Source organism: Citrobacter sp. Colony219, assembly GCF_019382635.1.
GTDB classification, from domain to species: Bacteria; Pseudomonadota; Gammaproteobacteria; order Enterobacterales; family Enterobacteriaceae; genus Citrobacter; species Citrobacter youngae.
In genome coordinates this window covers 4370071-4388953 of the sequence record NZ_CP080033.1, presented here as the reverse complement: position 1 = coordinate 4388953, position 18883 = coordinate 4370071, and the positions used below count along the sequence as shown (strand labels likewise).

Below are 18883 nucleotides of genomic sequence, written 5' to 3'. Positions count from 1 at the left end.
ATTCTCCAGCCAGGTGGTGATAATAATTGTATGGGTGTTGTTATATTGCAGCTAATTAAAAGCAATAAAAACTTGGTATTGTGAAATAAGAATGTCAGGAGATTAAATCTGAGAATGTGACCATGATCACTTAAACTCAGGTACATCATGCTGCCAGAGGTGGCAATACGTAAATGTGTGCATTAGCGCCCATGCTTATGTGCATTTGCCCAAGATAATATTCTAACGTATTTTCTTTAGTGAGCATTTGCACAATGATTAACCTTGTCGTGCTGATTATACTAAATCACGGTTTCATAGCACCTGATAAATTATTGCGTATTTTTATTGGTGGTAATTAATTCTTAAAAATGCCTGCCGAATAATAAAAGACATGTGCCCGAGGTAACCTGAGGTAAATAGTATGATACTGGATACGGTGGTAGAGAAAAAGAAAGGTACGCACACTCGTTATTTAATATTGCTGATAATCTTTATTGTTACCGCCGTTAACTACGCGGACCGTGCGACGTTGTCTATTGCCGGTACGGAAGTGGCGAAAGAGTTGCAGCTCAGCGCCATCTCAATGGGTTACATTTTCTCCGCCTTCGGCTGGGCTTATCTGTTGATGCAAATCCCCGGCGGCTGGCTGTTGGATAAATTCGGCTCGAAGAAAGTCTACACTTACAGCCTGTTTTTCTGGTCGCTGTTTACCTTCCTGCAGGGATTCGTGGATATGTTTCCGCTGGCCTGGGCAGGTATTTCAATGTTCATCATGCGTTTCATGCTGGGCTTCTCGGAAGCGCCGTCCTTCCCGGCGAACGCCCGTATTGTGGCGGCCTGGTTCCCGATGAAAGAGCGCGGTACGGCATCCGCAATTTTTAACTCCGCACAATATTTCTCTCTGGCGCTGTTTTCGCCGCTGCTGGGCTGGCTGACCTTCGCCTGGGGTTGGGAGCACGTCTTTACCGTGATGGGCGTTATCGGTTTTGTGCTCACCGGCCTGTGGGTAAAGTTTATTCATAACCCAACCGATCACCCGCGTATGTCGCAGGAAGAGCTGAAGTTTATCTCTGACAACGGCGCGGTTGTGGATATGGATCACAAGAAGCCGGGCGCTGCGGCATCTGGCGGTCCTAAGCTGCATTATATCAAGCAGTTGCTGACTAATCGCATGATGCTTGGGGTGTTCTTCGGACAGTATTTTATCAATACCATCACCTGGTTCTTTCTGACCTGGTTCCCGATCTACCTGGTGCAAGAAAAAGGCATGTCGATTCTGAAAGTGGGTCTGGTGGCGTCGATTCCTGCGCTGTGCGGATTTGCCGGTGGCGTGCTCGGCGGTGTGTTCTCTGATTATCTGATTAAACGCGGCTTCAGCATCACCCTGGCACGTAAGCTGCCGATTGTGCTCGGAATGTTGCTCGCGTCGACCATTATTCTGTGTAACTACACCGATAACACCACCCTGGTCGTCGCGCTGATGGCGCTGGCGTTCTTCGGCAAAGGCTTCGGCGCGCTGGGTTGGCCGGTGATCTCCGATACCGCACCGAAAGAAATCGTCGGTCTGTGCGGGGGGGTATTTAACGTATTTGGCAACGTCGCTTCCATCGTCACCCCGCTGGTGATTGGTTATCTGGTGAGCGAGCTGCACTCATTTAATGCTGCGCTGATGTTTGTAGGATGCTCGGCGCTGATGGCGATGGTTTGCTACCTGTTTATTGTCGGTGACATTAAACGTATGGAATTGCAGAAATAAACAAAGGTATAGGCGATGAATAACACGATTTTTCCGAATAAGTTTAAAGCGGCCCTCGCGGCGCAACAGATTCAGATTGGCTGCTGGTCTGCATTAGCCAGCCCAATCAGTACCGAGGTTTTAGGCCTGGCAGGTTTTGACTGGCTGGTGCTGGATGGCGAACACGCGCCGAACGATATCTCGACGTTTATCCCGCAATTGATGGCGCTGAAAGGTAGCGCCAGCGCGCCAGTCGTGCGCGTACCGACCAACGAGCCGGTGATTATCAAGCGCCTGCTGGATATTGGGTTTTACAACTTCCTGATCCCGTTCGTTGAGACACAAGAAGAGGCAGTGAACGCCGTGGCGTCGACCCGCTATCCGCCGGAAGGTATTCGCGGCGTGTCCGTCTCCCATCGCGCCAATATGTTTGGCACCGTACCGGACTACTTTGCGCAGTCGAATAAGAACATCACCATCATCGTGCAGATCGAAAGTCAGCAGGGCGTTGATAACGTTGACGCTATCGCGGCGACCGAAGGCGTAGACGGTGTCTTCGTCGGCCCAAGCGATCTGGCTGCGGCGCTAGGCCACCTCGGCAATGCGTCGCATCCTGATGTGCAGAAAGCTATCCAGCACATTTTTGCCCGCGCGAAAGCACATGGCAAACCAAGCGGCATTCTGGCCCCGGTAGAGGCGGATGCGCGTCGTTATCTGGAGTGGGGCGCGACCTTTGTTGCTGTTGGCAGCGACCTTGGCGTGTTCCGTTCAGCCACGCAGAAACTGGCTGATTCTTTTAAGAAATAACCACCATCGACAGTAGAGAGATAAAGACATGACAATGAAAGTTGGTTTTATTGGCCTCGGTATCATGGGTAAACCAATGAGTAAAAACCTCCTCAAGGCAGGTTACTCGTTGGTGGTTGCTGACCGTAACCCGGAATCCATTGCACAAGTCATTGCCGCTGGTGCAGAAACCGCCGCCACGGCGAAAGATATTGCTGAACAGTGCGACGTGATCATCACCATGCTGCCGAACTCTCCGCATGTTAAGGAAGTGGCGCTGGGTGAAGGCGGAATTATTGAAGGGGCGAAACCGGGCACAGTGCTTATCGACATGAGCTCCATTGCGCCGTTAGCCAGCCGTGAAATCAGCGAGGCGCTGAAAGCGAAAGGCGTGGATATGCTGGATGCGCCGGTCAGCGGCGGCGAGCCAAAAGCGATTGATGGCACGTTGTCGGTGATGGTTGGCGGTGATAAAGCGATTTTCGACAAGTACTACGATCTGCTGAAAGCGATGGCAGGCTCCGTGGTGCATACCGGTGACATTGGCGCGGGTAACGTCACTAAGCTGGCGAACCAGGTGATTGTGGCGCTGAACATTGCCGCGATGTCTGAAGCGCTGACGCTGGCGACCAAAGCGGGTGTGAACCCGGATCTGGTGTATCAGGCGATCCGTGGCGGGCTGGCGGGAAGCACCGTACTGGACGCGAAAGCGCCGATGGTTATGGACCGCAACTTCAAGCCAGGCTTCCGTATTGATCTGCATATTAAGGATCTGGCGAACGCACTGGATACCTCGCATGGGGTCGGCGCGCAGTTGCCGCTGACTGCTGCAGTCATGGAGATGATGCAGGCGCTGCGTGCAGATGGGATGGGCACCGCCGATCACAGCGCGCTCGCATGCTACTACGAAAAACTGGCGAAAGTGGAAGTCACACGCTAACAAGAAGGGCGCGGATGTGCGCCCTGTATTTCTTGCCTTGCGCGGCACAGTCAGGCTACATAACTATGAAAATCGTAATTGCCCCAGACTCTTATAAAGAAAGTCTATCTGCCACTGAGGTCGCTCAGGCAATAGAAAAAGGATTTCGGGAAATATTTCCCGATGCGCAATATGTTTCAGTTCCGGTGGCCGACGGCGGCGAAGGAACGGTCGAAGCCATGATTGCCGCCACGCAAGGGAGTGAATATTCCGCGTGGGTGACGGGGCCGCTGGGTGAAAAAGTGAATGCCTGCTGGGGCATGTCCGGTGACGGTAAAACCGCGTTTATCGAAATGGCTGCAGCCAGCGGCCTGGCGTTGGTTCCTCCTGAAAAACGCAATCCATTAGTGACAACGTCTTGTGGTACCGGAGAGTTGATTTTGCAGGCGCTGGAAAGCGGTGCGAAAAGTATCATTATCGGCATTGGCGGTAGCGCGACCAATGACGGCGGCGCGGGTATGGTGCAGGCACTGGGAGCAAAACTCTGTGATGCCAACGGTACTGAAATCGGTTACGGCGGCGGTAGCCTGATTTGCCTCAATACCATCGATGTTTCGGGGCTGGATCAGCGCTTAAAAACCTGTTCAATCCGTGTTGCCTGTGATGTGACGAATCCTCTGACGGGCGATACTGGCGCATCCCGCATCTTTGGGCCTCAGAAAGGGGCGACTGAGGAACACATTGTCGAGCTGGACCGCAATCTTTCCCACTATGCCGATATCATTAAAAAATCGCTCAGGGTGGATGTGAAAGACGTACCTGGCGCGGGAGCGGCTGGTGGAATGGGGGCCGCGTTAATGGCTTTTTTAGGCGCGGAGCTGCGCAGTGGTATCGAGATTGTGACTCAGGCGCTCAATCTGGAAGAACATATTCACGATTGTACGCTGGTGGTGACCGGAGAGGGGCGTATCGACAGCCAGAGTGTGCATGGCAAAGTGCCGGTGGGCGTGGCGAGCGTCGCGAAGAAGTACCATAAACCAGTAATTGGTATTGCCGGTAGCCTGACACGCGATGTGGACGTGGTACACCAATATGGCATTGATGCGGTGTTTAGCGTATTAACCAGGATCGGCACGCTGGAGGACGCTTTCCGCGGGGCATCGGATAATATTTATCGCGCCTCAAGAAACATCGCTGCCACGTTAGCGATAGGAATGCGCAGTGCGGGGTGACAACACCGCACAAACCCTCTATACTGCGCGCCGAAGCTGACCAGACAGTCGCCGCTTCGTCGTCGTCCTCTTCGGGGGAGACGGGCGGAGGGGAGGAAAGTCCGGGCTCCATAGGGCAGGGTGCCAGGTAACGCCTGGGGGGGAAACCCACGACCAGTGCAACAGAGAGCAAACCGCCGATGGCCCACGCAAGTGGGATCAGGTAAGGGTGAAAGGGTGCGGTAAGAGCGCACCGCGCGGCTGGTAACAGTCCGTGGCACGGTAAACTCCACCCGGAGCAAGGCCAAATAGGGGTTCACAAGGTACGGCCCGTACTGAACCCGGGTAGGCTGCTTGAGCCAGTGAGCGATTGCTGGCCTAGATGAATGACTGTCCACGACAGAACCCGGCTTATCGGTCAGCTTCACTCTTTATAGAACCCCGCTCCGGCGGGGTTTTTGCTTTGTGAGACAGAATAGATGAATGACTGTCCACGACGCTATGCTCAAAAGAACGTGGCTTATCGGATAGCTTCACTCTTTATAGAATCCCGCTCCGGCGGGGTTTTTGCTTTGTGAGACAGAATAGATGAATGACTGTCCACGACGCTATGCTCAAAAGAACGCGGCTTATCGGATAGCTTCACTCTTTATAGAATCCCGCTCCGGCGGGGTTTTTGCTTTGTGAGACAGAATAGATGAATGACTGTCCACGACGCTATGCTCAAAAGAACGCGGCTTATCGGTCAGCTTCACTCTTTATAGAACCCCGCTTCGGCGGGGTTTTTGCTTTGTGAGACAGAATAGATGAATGACTGTCCACGACGCTATGCTCAAAAGAACGCGGCTTATCGGATAGCTTCACTCTTTATAGAATCCCGCTCCGGCGGGGTTTTTGCTTTGTGAGACAGAATAGATGAATGACTGTCCACGACGCTATGCTCAAAAGAACGCGGCTTATCGGTCAGCTTCACTCTTTATAGAACCCCGCTTCGGCGGGGTTTTTGCTTTGTGAGACAGAATAGATGAATGACTGTCCACGACGCTATGCTCAAAAGAACGCGGCTTATCGGTCAGCTTCACTCTTTATAGAATCCCGCTTCGGCGGGGTTTTTACTTTGTGTGGCGTAGCCCACAGGAAGTCATTATTCTGTCCGTTGTAACATAAATTATGTTCTCTCCTTTGAATTGCCATCTTCTACTTTATTCATATCAGAAATACCCGTTTTTGGCGTGATAAACAGAGTGTCTTTAAATTACTCATGATCTTTAACATTAAAGCAATACCATCAACAAAAAATTACATTATTAATAAATGATCGTCGTGATTTTTTTCTGATTATTTTAGTGTCGCCTTTTCTTTATTCAGGTCGAATAAAAGGGGACAGAGTCAATTACTAATAAAATGGTTAAAAAGTGAGCGGGAAAACCGCTCAAAAAAAATTGATTCATTATTATTTTTGATTGTTGTCACAATAATGGACATTTCTATTCATAACAATGACCCACGAATTCAGTACGAATTTCCACTTATTGCAAAATTTTAAATTAATAGGAAACCATTATGGGAACAGTAAGCTCAGGCTCTGCTCATAAAATGGGAGTCATTGCCCTAACGTTAGTGACTGCATCAAATATGATGGGGTCTGGCGTATTTATGTTGCCAACTAATCTCGCAGGCATAGGCTCCATCTCAATATGGGGATGGGTATTTACCATCATCGGTGTTATTGCACTTGCATTAGTTTTCGCTAAAACCAGTTTAATTACACCTCGTACCGGCGGTATCGTTGCTTATGCCAGTGATGCCTTCGGCCCATTCATTGGGTTTCAGACAACAATGTGCTATTGGATCAGCGCATGGGTAGGTAACGTTGCATTATTGGTCGCAGGTGTCGGCTATCTCAGTTTCTTTTTCCCGGAGCTTAAAAATCCAACTTACGGTTGTATTGCCGCAATTATTATTCTGTGGGCATTTGTTTTCCTTGCTAGTTTTGGTGCCAAAGTTGCGGGGCGGGCACAATCCTTTACCGCAACCTGCGGGTTAATCGTAATATTAGGCGTAGGATTTATTGGGTGGTTCTGGTTTAACCCGTCGCTCTATACTGAAGTTTATAATGGAACGGGACATAGTGATTCCTCGGCAATTATTTCTGCTGCGTCGATTGCGCTATGGGGCTTCCTTGGTATTGAATCTGCAGTCGTTTCTACCGGTCAGGTCGAAGATCCAGAACGCACGGTTCCTCGGGCTACCGTTATGGGGTTATTAATCGCTTCCGTATGCTATGTTGGTAGCTGCACTGTTATTATGGGGTTGGTACCACATAATGTTCTGGTAGATTCAGCCGCACCTTTTGCTGATGCCGCACGCTATATGTTCGGTAATACGGCAGGGAACATTGCTTCCGCACTGAGCATCATTGCCTGCTTTGGCTCAATTTCAGGTTGGTTGATACTTCAGTCAGAAGGCCCGCGCGCAGGTGCTCAACAAGGACTTTTCCCGAAATTCTTTGAAGAAACCAACAAGCAAGATGTCCCGATGAAAAGCCTCGTTTTTACCGGTGTATTAATGAGTATTGTCTTGCTTCTGACGGCATCTCCGAATCTGGCGAAACAATTCCAGGCTGTAATCTTAATGTCGGTATTTGCTTCACTTCTGCCATATATGTACGCCCTGATTTCGCTTCCAATCATCCTTGTTTCAAAGAAAGCCAATCGTGGAAGATCGTTTATGTTTTACTGCACGTTGGTTGTTATTGGCATGATTTACTGCATTTTTGCTTTGCTTGGTTCTGGCAGCGACTCCATATTCTGGGGCATCTTGATGATGATGGTAACCATTCCATTGTTCTCATTTGTTGCTGCCGGGCGTAGTAAGAAAGGTCAGGATATTCTTTATTTAGATAAACGTATCTAAACGTATCCAACTGTATTGGTTTTATCCACGGGAGTTTAAAATGACATTATCTATTGTCGATCAGAATAAGCTCGATGCTTTTTGGTCATATTGCGTAAAAAATCAGTATTTTAATATAGGTTATCCGGAGTCAGCCGACTTCGATTACACGATACTGGAACGGTTTATGCGTTTCTCCATAAATAATTGTGGTGACTGGGGGGAGTATTGCAATTATTTGCTGAACTCGTTTGATTTTGAAAAAGAAGTAATGGAGTATTTCGCCAGTATTTTCAAAATCCCATTTGAAGAAAGCTGGGGTTACGTTACCAATGGGGGAACTGAAGGTAATATGTTTGGCTGCTATCTGGGGCGTGAACTGTTTCCAGAAGGTACGCTTTATTACTCGAAAGATACTCATTATTCCGTTGCGAAAATTGTTAAGTTGTTGCGCATTAAATCAAGTCTGGTGGAATCACAGCCGAATGGTGAGATGGACTATGATGATTTGATTCGTAAAATTCAACGCGATAACGAAGAACATCCGATTATTTTTGCAAATATCGGCACAACCGTTCGTGGCGCTATTGATAATATTGCTGAGATCCAACAACGGATTGGTCAACTGGGTATCAAACGTGACGATTATTATCTACACGCTGATGCTGCGTTGAGCGGTATGATTTTGCCGTTTGTGAACGATCCGCAGCCTTTTAACTTCGCTGATGGTATTGATTCTATTGGCGTTTCAGGTCACAAAATGATTGGTTCGCCTATTCCCTGCGGCATCGTGGTAGCGAAAAGGAAAAACGTTGACCGGATTTCTGTCGAAATTGATTACATCTCTGCACACGATAAAACCATTTCTGGTTCTCGTAACGGCCATACACCGCTAATGATGTGGGAAGCTATTCGCAGCCATTCCTGGAGCGACTGGCAACGCCGCATTGAACATAGCCTGAATATGGCGCAGTACGCAGTCGATCGCTTACAGGCTGCTGGTATTGATGCCTGGCGCAATAAAAACTCTATTACCGTGGTTTTCCCTTGTCCGTCAGAAGCCGTCTGGAAGAAGCACTGTCTGGCCACCTCCGGTGACATCGCTCACCTGATTACCACTGCGCACCACCTTGACTCCAGCAAGATTGATGAGCTGATTGACGATGTGATTGCTGACCTGAACCAGCAGGCCGCATGAAGAAAGGGCAGTGATAATCATCACTGCCCTCAGGGGCGGCGCAACCGATGCCGAGACCAATCATTATCGGTTGCGTCTATCAGGCTCTGTTCTTACAGAGCCTTCAACGAGATTAACGCTTTACCGATGGGTTGTAACGACAAACTTTGGCCCTGGACATGCGCGGGAGGAGTCCCGTTCATCTCACTATGATCTATTAAATGAGGACTGGCATGGATAAATGTTGCGCGAAGACAAACCAAATGGGTCTGCTTGCGCTGACCATGATGACAGCATCAAATATGATGGGTAGCGGTGTGTTTATGCTGCCTGCCACGCTTGCGAGAATAGGTTCAATCTCTGTCTGGGGATGGGGACTCGCGTTTTTAGCGATTGCTGCCCTGGCACTCATTTTCTGCAAAATGAGTGAGTTATTTCCGCGCAATGGCGGCATCATAGCCAGTATTACTGCCAGCTTTGGCCCCTTTATCGGCCTACAAATGACATTGTTCTATTGGTTGTCAACGTGGATTGGCAACTGCGCGCTGCTGTTAGCCGGCGTGGGATATCTCTCTTTCTTCTTCCCGGTATTACACAACCCACTTTATGGTACGACAGCATGCATAGTGCTGCTTTGGTGCTCTGTTCTTTGGGGATTACGTGGAGCGAAACGGGTTGGCTATATGCAAATGTTCACGGGCAGCTGCATGGTGCTGGTGATCCTCAGCATCGGCGTCATGGGCTGGGGACATTTTGACGTTGCGCGTTATCAGGCAGCCTGGAATCTTAGTGGCGTCAGTGATCATCAGGCAATCATTAACGCGGCAACTATCTCATTATGGGGTTTTCTGGGCATTGAATCTGCATCGGTCTCGTTTAGCCAAGTGAAAAACCCACGCCGCACAATACCTCTGGCCACCTTGTTAGGGTTGGGGCTCGCTGGGTTATGTTATGCCAGTTCAACCAATGTCATGATGGGGCTACTCCCCCATGATGTGCTGATGAACTCCTCCTCTCCTTTTGCCGACAGCGCAAAAGCAATGTGGGGAAGTACGGTTGGGGCGATTATTTCAGCCATGGTCGTTATCGCTTGCCTCGGGGCGATGCCTGGTTGGCAAATCCTGCAAACTGAAGTGCCCAGGGCTGCGGCGGAAGATAATTTACTCCCTGCTTTTTTTGCCCGTACTAACCGCCATGGTGTTCCCTGGTGTGGGTTGATTTTTACTGCAGCGCTGATGACTGCGCTCCTGCTATTCACATTGTCGCCAAATCTGCAGAACCAGTTCCAGAGCGTGATTACATTGGCCATCTCTGCCAGCTTACTCCCCTATGCATTTGCTGCAGTATCACTGCCGGTCATGATAGTTGTTCATCGCCGGGGAGGTGATGCCAGTTTCTGGAGTTATTGCTGCCTCAGCCTGGTTGCGTTGAGCTTTATTGCACTGGCGCTAATGACAGAGAGTGCCTCTACCGTGGTATGGGGCATTATTTTACAGATGATCACCATCCCTCTTTACCTTCTTTATGTTGCCCGGCGCCATCGTCTGAACAAGGGTGTCCCGCAGCACAATTTGACTGAACAATCTTTTTCTTTATTAAGCAAGGAGTTGTCATGAGCAAAATTCAGGCTATACGAGGTATGCGCGATGTGCTGCCTGACGAAACACCAATGTGGCAGTGGCTGGAGCGTAAATTTCATCAAATGGCGTTTCGTTATGGATACCAGGAAATGCGTCTGCCGCTCCTGGAGCCCGTTGCGCTCTTTGAACGTGCGGTGGGTGAAGCGACCGATATCGTCTCAAAAGAAATGTACGATTTTACCGATAAAAGCGGTGAGCATATTACCTTGCGTCCGGAAGGGACCAGCGGATGTATGCGTGCGGTCCTGGAAAATAACATGTGTTACAACAAGTCACAGCGTTTGTGGTATCAGGGACCGATGTTTCGTTACGAGCGTCCGCAAAAAGGGCGGTTACGCCAGTTCACGCAGTTTGGCGTCGAAGCCTTCGGAATGTCTGGTGCCGATGTTGATGCTGAACTGATCTTTATGGTGCGCGATCTATTTGAAGATTTAGGCATATCACAGAACGTCCGGCTGGAAATTAACTCATTAGGGACGCCGGAAGAACGCCAGGCACATCGCAGGGAACTGGTGAGTTGGTTTACTCAACATAGAGACTTGTTGGACGAAGACAGCATCAAGCGTCTGGACGTAAACCCTCTGCGTATCCTCGATAGTAAAAACCCTGAAATGCAAGAAATGATAGAGAACGCACCTCGTTTACTGGATTTTCTGGAGGATGATTCACAGCGGCATTTCAATACGTTGCGGACTCTGCTCGACAATGCCGATATAACCTATCACATTAACCCACGCTTGGTGCGCGGGTTGGATTACTATTCACGCACTGTTTTTGAATGGATTACCGATGACTTAGGTTCTCAGGGGACAGTCTGCGGTGGTGGTCGTTATGATGGTCTGGCTGAGTTATTTAATGGTAAGAAATTGCCCGCCTGTGGGTTTGCCATAGGTATCGAACGATTGTTGCTTTTGCTGCAGACTGTTTATGATGGTCTGAATCCTCAGTGGCAATTCCATCCTGACGTTGTGATTACCAGCGAGCTGGAGGATGGGGGCATACAGGTGCAAGTGCTGGCTTGCGCGCTTCGTCGAGACTTGCCTGGTTTGCGTGTCCTCACTGATTGTAGCGGTACCAAACTTAAACGACAGCATCAAAATGCCCTTAAGAGCGGTTGTCGTTTTATTCTGACCATTAATGCTGATCAACAAATTCGTCTTTGGGATTTACAAAATAACCAGCAAAATTTACTAGCGATTCAAGATATTGCATTACGACTTGATGAGCTTAACCAGAAATAAGTGAACTGGGCTATCAAAAGGGCATCTTGTTGTCTTTTGGTAGCTCCTGTAAGATTCTCTAGAAATCCGAATATATTAACAGACGTGGCTTATGCACTAATAAAAAACACTATTTAGCCAACTTAAATATTATTTAAACATTATTCCTATGCCACGAAAAAAACGATTATTTATCGATGGAATTCCTCACCTCGTGCAATTGTGCGGGCATAATGATGAAACTATTTTTAAAGGTGAAGAAGATTACCAGTATTTTTATCAATGCGTCGATACTGCAATGAGTATCTATGCGGTAAGATTACATGCGTATTCACTTTCATCAAAGAAAATATTTTTATTTCTGTCCGCTCCTGATAAAGAATGCCTCGGGCGTTTTATGCAATATATCGCCAAAGGTTACACCCACTACTTCAACCACCGTCACCAACGCCATGGCACGCTTTGGGATAGTCGATACAATTGCTGCCCCGTCGAACCCAACGCCTATTTCTTACTGACAAAAAAATACGTTGAATGCCATTGCGTGGATGAAACTCCGCATCATAGTTTTGCTGATTCCCCCGAAGTGCGGATCACTCCCCATGAAGAGTACCTGCGCCTCGGAGAAAATGCGGCGCAGCGTTCCGGTGCCTACCAGCGCTTTTGCCTGGGGATGATTGTTCCGGCAGTCATTACGCGTATTGAGTCATCACTGGCGCAAAACTGCCTACTGGCAACGACACCTTACTCTCAGTCGCTGGAAGAAAAATATCAGCGGAATCTGCGGCCACGAAAAAGTGGTCGTCCACGTAAGCATTACCAGAACCCCGCCGCGGACTGGGAGTGGCTGGAAAAAAAAGCGGAGTATTTATTGCAGCAGTATTGCTACAAGGAGATCCGCATGCCGCTTCTTGAAAGGCTGGAAGAAAACGCTACGAGGTCTTTTTCCGGTGAAAGTGATGAGCTAATGCTTAATCATCAGGCGTTATTTCGCGGTGATGGAACGATGGGCTGTCTACGGCTTTTATCGCAATATCAGAATTTACAAATTGGCACACGATTATGGTATCTGGGGGCAATGTTCCGCCGTCAGAACCAGCAGAACATCAGCCAATTTCATCAATTGGGCGTGGAAGCGTTTGGCTATCCAGATATTGGCATTGAGATTGAACTCATTTCCTTACAGTACGATTTTTTCAAATCGCTACAACTGTTGCCGTTTGTCGAACTCAAAATCAATACATTAGGCAATGTCGAAGAGTTCACTCAATTTCGCCGTCACTTGCAGCAATACTATCAGCCGCTGGCATCACTGCTTAATGCCAGGCAGTTAGCTTGCCTGGAGCAACATCCTGAGCGCTTACTGAGTGATAAAGATAATTTGATGCTGCGCCTGGCAGAAAAGGCGCCGCAACTTGAAGCATGCCTGTCATTACAATCCCGTCAGCGTTTTACGCACCTTTGCGACTCACTGACTGCACTGAATATCCCTTTTACCCACGATAAAAATCTCTTCCCCGTAAATGACTATAACGACCAGCTTTTTGAATGGTATGCGGATTCGTTGCATCACAATAAATTACTGTGTCGGGGCGGGCGTTACGACAATAGCGCCAGTCGGCTAATTGGGCATCCTGTCTCTGCATGCGGCTTCGCTTTCATGCTGGAACCGATTATGCAGTTGCTTACCGCTACGAAAAAAAGCAGCGATTATGCTAAGCATGTCGATGTTGTCATCATACCCAGCCAGGAAAGGGCACGGGATCAGGCAATACTACTTGGCCGCCGGCTCAGGCGTAATTTCCCGCATTTGAGCATTGTCAATGACTGCTCCACGCTACGCTTATCGACCCGGCAGAAGAACGCGCAACGCCAGGGAGCACGTTTTATTTTGCTTATAGACGGCAGCGACAATGAGGTCACTTTTTGTGATGAAGAAAACCATTGCTGGGTGCAAATCCCCCTTCATGAAGTGACAGCGCATTTAAGTATGGCGTTAATGATGTAACCCGGTGGCTCGCAATGAGAAGTGGCATTCCCTTTATTGAAGGGGATAACGTTCTTTATCTGGTAAAAGGTACTGGTGGATATTTCCCGTTTTGTGACAACCAACACAAAACGCTGTGCGATACGTTTTTCTCGAGAATAAATGAACGCAATCGATCGCCATCACAAAATTACTCGCTGATAAATCGTACAAAACCAGTGTTAATATAATGTTGCATATGATAATTTTATGTATGATTTGGTTTAAGTATTAATAAATGCAATGTTTCTTTACAAACAAATAAGGCGAAAAAATGTGATGCATGGCGTTATTTATTCATGGTTACAATTAAAATATAATTAAATTTGATAAGTTGCTTATTAAATTTAAGCATCATTTTGCCGGATAATTGCTCTGTAATTGATTGAAATATAGCCTTTCACGATTTTTGGAAATAGCGGGAAAAACAGGTGTGTTATTGCCATAAAATTCCGTTATCCCCCCATCTTTTTTTGATTAAAGTCAGGTTAAAGTGAGATCGTGTTTTTATAATTTCTTGATTATAAAGAGTTTTATTGTTTAATAATAATCTTACAAAATGTAAGTGAAGGGGATTTGTGAGTGGTCGCACATATCCTCGATTGCTTAATTTGGTACACTTCCTGCCGTCAACAAAGTAATTAACGCAGGTCGATATGAATACTATTACTCTCCCTAAAACACAGCATTTAGTGGTCTTTCAGGAAGTCATTAGAAGTGGTTCTATCGGCTCGGCTGCAAAAGAATTAGGTTTAACTCAACCCGCTGTCAGCAAAATCATTAACGATGTTGAGGCTTATTTTGGCATTGAGTTAGTCGTACGTAAAAATACCGGTGTGACACTGACCCAGGCAGGTCAGGTGATGCTTTCATGGTCTGAATCCATTACCCGCGAAATGAAAAACATGGTTGATGAGATGAACAGCATGACTAGCAACGCGGTCGTTGATGTGTCGTTTGGCTTCCCTTCACTGATCGCCTTTACCATCATGTCCGGCATGATAAAAAAATTTAAAGAGGTGTTCCCGAAAGCGCAGGTTTCCATGTATGAGGCTCAGCTCTCCTCTTTCTTACCTGCGGTACGCGATGGGCGTCTGGATTTCGCCATTGGTACGCTAAGTGATGAGATGAAACTGCAGGACCTCCATGTTGAGCCGCTTTTTGAGTCAGAGTTTATTCTGGTGGCCAGTAAGTCCCGAACATGCACCGGCATCACCTCGCTGAGCGCGTTGAAAAACGAACAGTGGGTGTTGCCACAAACGAATATGGGTTACTACAGCGAACTTCTCACCACGTTACAAAATAATGGCATCAGCAGTGAAAACATCGTTAAAACAGACTCCGTTGTCACGATTTATAATCTTGTTCTCAATGCTGATTTCTTAACAGTAATTCCCTGTGATATGACCGCCCCATTTGGTTCAGACCAGTTTATTACTATCCCGGTAGAAGAAGCCTTACCGGTTGCACGTTATGCCGCCGTTTGGTCTAAAAATTATCGAATAAAAAAAGCAGCATCTATTTTGGTTGAATTAGCCAAAGAATATTCATCATATAATTCTTGTAGGCGAAAGCAATTAATTGAAATTGATTAAAGATTGAACTTGTTTTAATGAGAAATTAACGCCATCGGTCTATATCAGACGTTGGTCACGGCTATCTATTTACTTTAATACCCAGGTAAGAGGTTCTAATGCACATTACATACGATCTCCCAGTTGCAATTGAAGATATCCTCGAAGCGAAAAAAAGACTGGCGGGGAAAATTTATAAAACGGGAATGCCTCGCTCTAACTATTTTAGTGAACGTTGCAAAGGGGAAATTTTCCTCAAGTTTGAAAACATGCAGCGTACCGGTTCATTTAAAATCCGTGGCGCTTTTAACAAGCTCAGTTCCTTAACTGAAGCAGAAAGAATGAAGGGTGTGGTGGCTTGCTCTGCAGGTAACCATGCGCAAGGCGTTTCTCTCTCCTGCGCTATGCTCGGCATCGACGGCAAAGTGGTGATGCCAAAAGGCGCGCCGAAGTCTAAAGTGGCGGCAACCTGCGATTATTCCGCAGAAGTTGTGCTGCACGGCGACAACTTCAACGACACCATCGCGAAGGTCAGCGAGATTGTGGAAACGGAAGGCCGTATCTTTATTCCGCCATACGATGACCCGAAAGTTATTGCGGGCCAGGGAACGATTGGCCTGGAAATTTTAGAAGATCTGTACGATGTCGATAACGTGATTGTACCAATTGGCGGTGGCGGACTGATTGCGGGTATTGCCGTAGCAATTAAATCTATCAACCCAACAATTAGAATTATTGGTGTGCAGTCTGAAAACGTTCACGGCATGGCGGCATCTTTCCACGCTGGAGAAATAACCACGCACCGAACGACCGGCACCCTGGCGGATGGTTGTGACGTCTCTCGCCCGGGTACTTTAACGTATGAAATTGTTCGTGAGTTGGTGGATGACATTGTCCTGGTCAGCGAAGATGAAATTCGCAACAGCATGGTGGCATTAATTCAGCGAAATAAAGTTGTGACTGAAGGTGCCGGTGCGCTGGCATGCGCAGCATTATTAAGCGGGAAATTAGATAGCTATATCCAGAACAGAAAAACAGTCAGCATTATTTCTGGCGGTAATATCGACCTTTCTCGTGTATCTCAAATTACTGGTTTAGTTGACGCTTAATATACTTCGTTGAGGATAGGATATGAGTACTACTGATAGCATTGTATCCAGCCAGACAAAACAGTCGTCCTGGCGCAAATCGGACACCACCTGGACACTGGGTTTATTTGGTACAGCCATCGGCGCAGGGGTGCTGTTCTTCCCTATCCGCGCAGGTTTTGGCGGACTGATCCCCATTCTGATCATGCTGGTGTTAGCATACCCCATCGCCTTCTATTGCCACCGTGCGCTGGCACGCCTGTGTCTTTCCGGTTCTAATCCTTCCGGTAACATCACAGAAACGGTTGAAGAGCACTTTGGTAAAACGGGCGGCGTGGTTATCACGTTCCTCTACTTCTTTGCGATTTGTCCGCTGCTGTGGATTTATGGCGTCACCATTACCAACACCTTTATGACCTTCTGGGAAAACCAGCTGCAGATGCCCGCGTTAAACCGTGGCTTCGTGGCACTGTTCCTGCTGCTGTTGATGGCATTCGTCATCTGGTTCGGTAAAGATCTGATGGTTAAAGTGATGAGCTACCTGGTATGGCCGTTTATCGCCAGCCTGGTGCTAATCTCTCTGTCACTGATTCCTTACTGGAACTCTGCGGTTATCGATCAGGTTGATCTCAGCAATATCGCACTGACTGGCCATGACGGCATCCTGGTTACCGTATGGCTGGGTATTTCCATCATGGTGTTCTCTTTCAACTTCTCGCCAATCGTTTCTTCCTTCGTGGTCTCTAAACGCGAAGAGTATGAGAAAGATTTCGGTCGCGAATTTACCGAGCAGAAATGTTCCAAAATCATCTCCCGCGCCAGTATGCTGATGGTTGCCGTGGTTATGTTCTTCGCCTTTAGCTGCCTGTTTACGCTGTCTCCGGCAAATATGGCGGATGCGAAAGCACAGAACATTCCAGTATTGTCTTACCTGGCGAACCACTTCGCGTCACTGTCCGGTACGAAGTCCACCTTCGCGACCGTTCTGGAGTACGGTGCTTCTATCATTGCCCTGGTCGCTATCTTCAAATCTTTCTTCGGCCACTATCTGGGTACGCTGGAAGGTCTGAACGGTCTGGTGCTGAAGTTTGGTTACAAAGGCGATAAAACGAAAGTTTCCGTCGGCAAACTGAACACCATCAGCATGATCTTCATCATGGGCTCCACCTGGGTTGTGGCTTACGCCAACCCGAACATCCTGGACCTGATTGAAGCAATGGGCGCGCCGATTATCGCCTCACTGCTCTGCCTGCTGCCGATGTATGCCATCCGTAAAGCGCCGTCACTGGCGAAATACCGTGGCCGTCTGGATAACGTGTTTGTTACCGCGATTGGTCTGCTGACCATCCTGAACATTGTCTACAAACTGTTTTAATCCATAAGCTCAGGATGAGCGGAGTAGTGAAATGAATGAGTTTCCGGTAGTACTGGTTATTAACTGTGGTTCATCTTCCATTAAATTCTCAGTGCTGGATGCAGCAAACTGTGAAGTTTTACTGGCGGGAATTGCAGACGGTATTAACTCTGAAAATGCGTTCATAGCAATTAATGGAGGAGAGCCAGCTAAGCTGGCTCACCACAGCTACGAAGACGCATTAAAAGCCATTGCCGTTGAACTGGAGAAACGTAATTTAATGGACAGCGTGGCCTTAATTGGCCACCGCATTGCCCACGGCGGAAATATCTTTACCGAATCAGCCATTATTACTGATGAAGTTATCGAAAATATCCGCCGGGTCTCTCCTTTAGCACCGTTACATAATTATGCGAACTTAAGCGGAATCGAATCTGCTCAGCATCTTTTCCCAGGCGTGCAGCAGGTTGCGGTATTTGATACCAGCTTCCATCAGACAATGGCGCCTGAAGCGTATATGTACGGTTTACCGTGGAAATATTTTGAGGAGCTGGGTGTTCGTCGTTACGGCTTCCACGGCACGTCGCATCGCTATGTTTCTCAACGTGCGCATGAGCTGCTTGAGCTACCGCATGATGATTCTGGCCTGGTTGTGGCTCACCTCGGGAATGGGGCGTCTATCTGTGCGGTGCGTAATGGACAGAGCGTGGATACCTCGATGGGGATGACGCCGCTGGAAGGCCTGATGATGGGGACACGCAGCGGTGATGTGGACTTCGGTGCGATGGCGTGGATCGCCAGTGAAACCAACCAGACGCTAAGCGACCTTGAACGCGTAGTGAATAAGGAATCTGGCCTGCTGGGTATTTCCGGTTTGTCGTCCGACTTACGTACGCTGGAAAAAGCCTGGCACGAGGGACATGAGCGTGCGCAACTGGCGATTAAAACGTTTGTGCATCGCATCGCGCGTCATATCGCCGGGCATGCCGCATCGCTGCATCGTCTTGATGGGATTATTTTCACTGGTGGAATAGGTGAAAACTCGGTATTAATTCGCCGCCTGGTGATTGAGCACCTTGCTGTTTTAGGTGTGAATATCGATAGTGAAATGAATAGTCTGCCAAATTCCCATGGCGAAAGAATTATCTCCAATAAAGATGCTCATGTTATTTGTGCGGTTATTCCCACGAATGAAGAGAAAATGATTGCGCGTGATGCCATTGCGTTAGGCAAAATTAATACACCAGTAGAATTTGCATAATTAATTTTCAGCAGA

The 18883-nt window shown here is 47.9% G+C and carries 13 protein-coding genes and 1 other RNA gene; all 14 read left to right on the top strand.

Features of this window, described 5'->3' with window-relative positions:
* Positions 1-403: 403 nt before the first annotated feature.
* The 14 genes from garP to tdcD all read left to right on the top strand — a co-directional run bounded on the left by garP (position 404) and on the right by tdcD (position 18868).
* On the top strand, positions 404-1738 hold the full coding sequence (gene garP / locus JTI85_RS19355) for a galactarate/glucarate/glycerate transporter GarP (protein WP_219351916.1): 1335 nt from the start codon (positions 404-406) through the stop codon (positions 1736-1738).
* A gap of 15 nt (positions 1739-1753) precedes the next feature.
* Positions 1754-2524, top strand: coding sequence for a 2-dehydro-3-deoxyglucarate aldolase (garL, locus tag JTI85_RS19350; RefSeq protein ID WP_003840018.1), 771 nt, complete (start codon positions 1754-1756; stop codon positions 2522-2524).
* Positions 2525-2552: 28 nt separating this feature from the next.
* Positions 2553-3443: a 2-hydroxy-3-oxopropionate reductase gene (garR, locus tag JTI85_RS19345; RefSeq protein ID WP_115642797.1), complete on the top strand. Its 891-nt coding sequence runs from the start codon at positions 2553-2555 to the stop codon at positions 3441-3443.
* A 65-nt stretch (positions 3444-3508) separates the two neighbouring features.
* Positions 3509-4654 (top strand): glycerate 2-kinase, encoded by a 1146-nt coding sequence (gene garK, locus JTI85_RS19340; protein WP_219351915.1) that lies wholly within the window; start codon positions 3509-3511, stop codon positions 4652-4654.
* Positions 4655-4686: 32 nt separating this feature from the next.
* Positions 4687-5063: RNase P RNA component class A (rnpB, locus tag JTI85_RS19335), an RNA gene on the top strand.
* 1133 nt (positions 5064-6196) lie between these two features.
* Positions 6197-7549: a histidine-histamine antiporter gene (gene hdcC / locus JTI85_RS19330; protein WP_048213364.1), complete on the top strand. Its 1353-nt coding sequence runs from the start codon at positions 6197-6199 to the stop codon at positions 7547-7549.
* 40 nt (positions 7550-7589) lie between these two features.
* Positions 7590-8726 (top strand): histidine decarboxylase, encoded by a 1137-nt coding sequence (locus JTI85_RS19325; protein WP_048213363.1) that lies wholly within the window; start codon positions 7590-7592, stop codon positions 8724-8726.
* Between the two features lie 212 nt (positions 8727-8938).
* Entirely contained in the window at positions 8939-10321 is a 1383-nt protein-coding gene (locus tag JTI85_RS19320; protein WP_048213362.1) for an amino acid permease, read from the top strand.
* Positions 10318-11586 (top strand): histidine--tRNA ligase, encoded by a 1269-nt coding sequence (gene hisS, locus JTI85_RS19315; protein WP_048213361.1) that lies wholly within the window; start codon positions 10318-10320, stop codon positions 11584-11586. Before JTI85_RS19320 ends, hisS begins: the two co-directional genes overlap by 4 nt.
* Positions 11587-11734: 148 nt before the next feature.
* Positions 11735-13573, top strand: coding sequence for an ATP phosphoribosyltransferase regulatory subunit (locus JTI85_RS19310; protein ID WP_201442674.1), 1839 nt, complete (start codon positions 11735-11737; stop codon positions 13571-13573).
* Positions 13574-14247: 674 nt separating this feature from the next.
* Positions 14248-15186, top strand: coding sequence for a transcriptional regulator TdcA (tdcA, locus tag JTI85_RS19305; RefSeq protein ID WP_048213359.1), 939 nt, complete (start codon positions 14248-14250; stop codon positions 15184-15186).
* A 98-nt stretch (positions 15187-15284) separates the two neighbouring features.
* Positions 15285-16274, top strand: coding sequence for a bifunctional threonine ammonia-lyase/L-serine ammonia-lyase TdcB (tdcB, locus tag JTI85_RS19300; protein WP_048213358.1), 990 nt, complete (start codon positions 15285-15287; stop codon positions 16272-16274).
* 22 nt (positions 16275-16296) lie between these two features.
* Positions 16297-17628, top strand: a complete 1332-nt coding sequence (gene tdcC, locus JTI85_RS19295; protein WP_005131699.1) for a threonine/serine transporter TdcC — start codon at positions 16297-16299, stop codon at positions 17626-17628.
* Positions 17629-17659: 31 nt separating this feature from the next.
* The gene (gene tdcD, locus JTI85_RS19290) at positions 17660-18868 is read left to right on the top strand and encodes a propionate kinase (RefSeq protein WP_115642798.1); all 1209 of its coding nucleotides are present in this window, start codon (positions 17660-17662) and stop codon (positions 18866-18868) included.
* Positions 18869-18883: the final 15 nt, after the last annotated feature.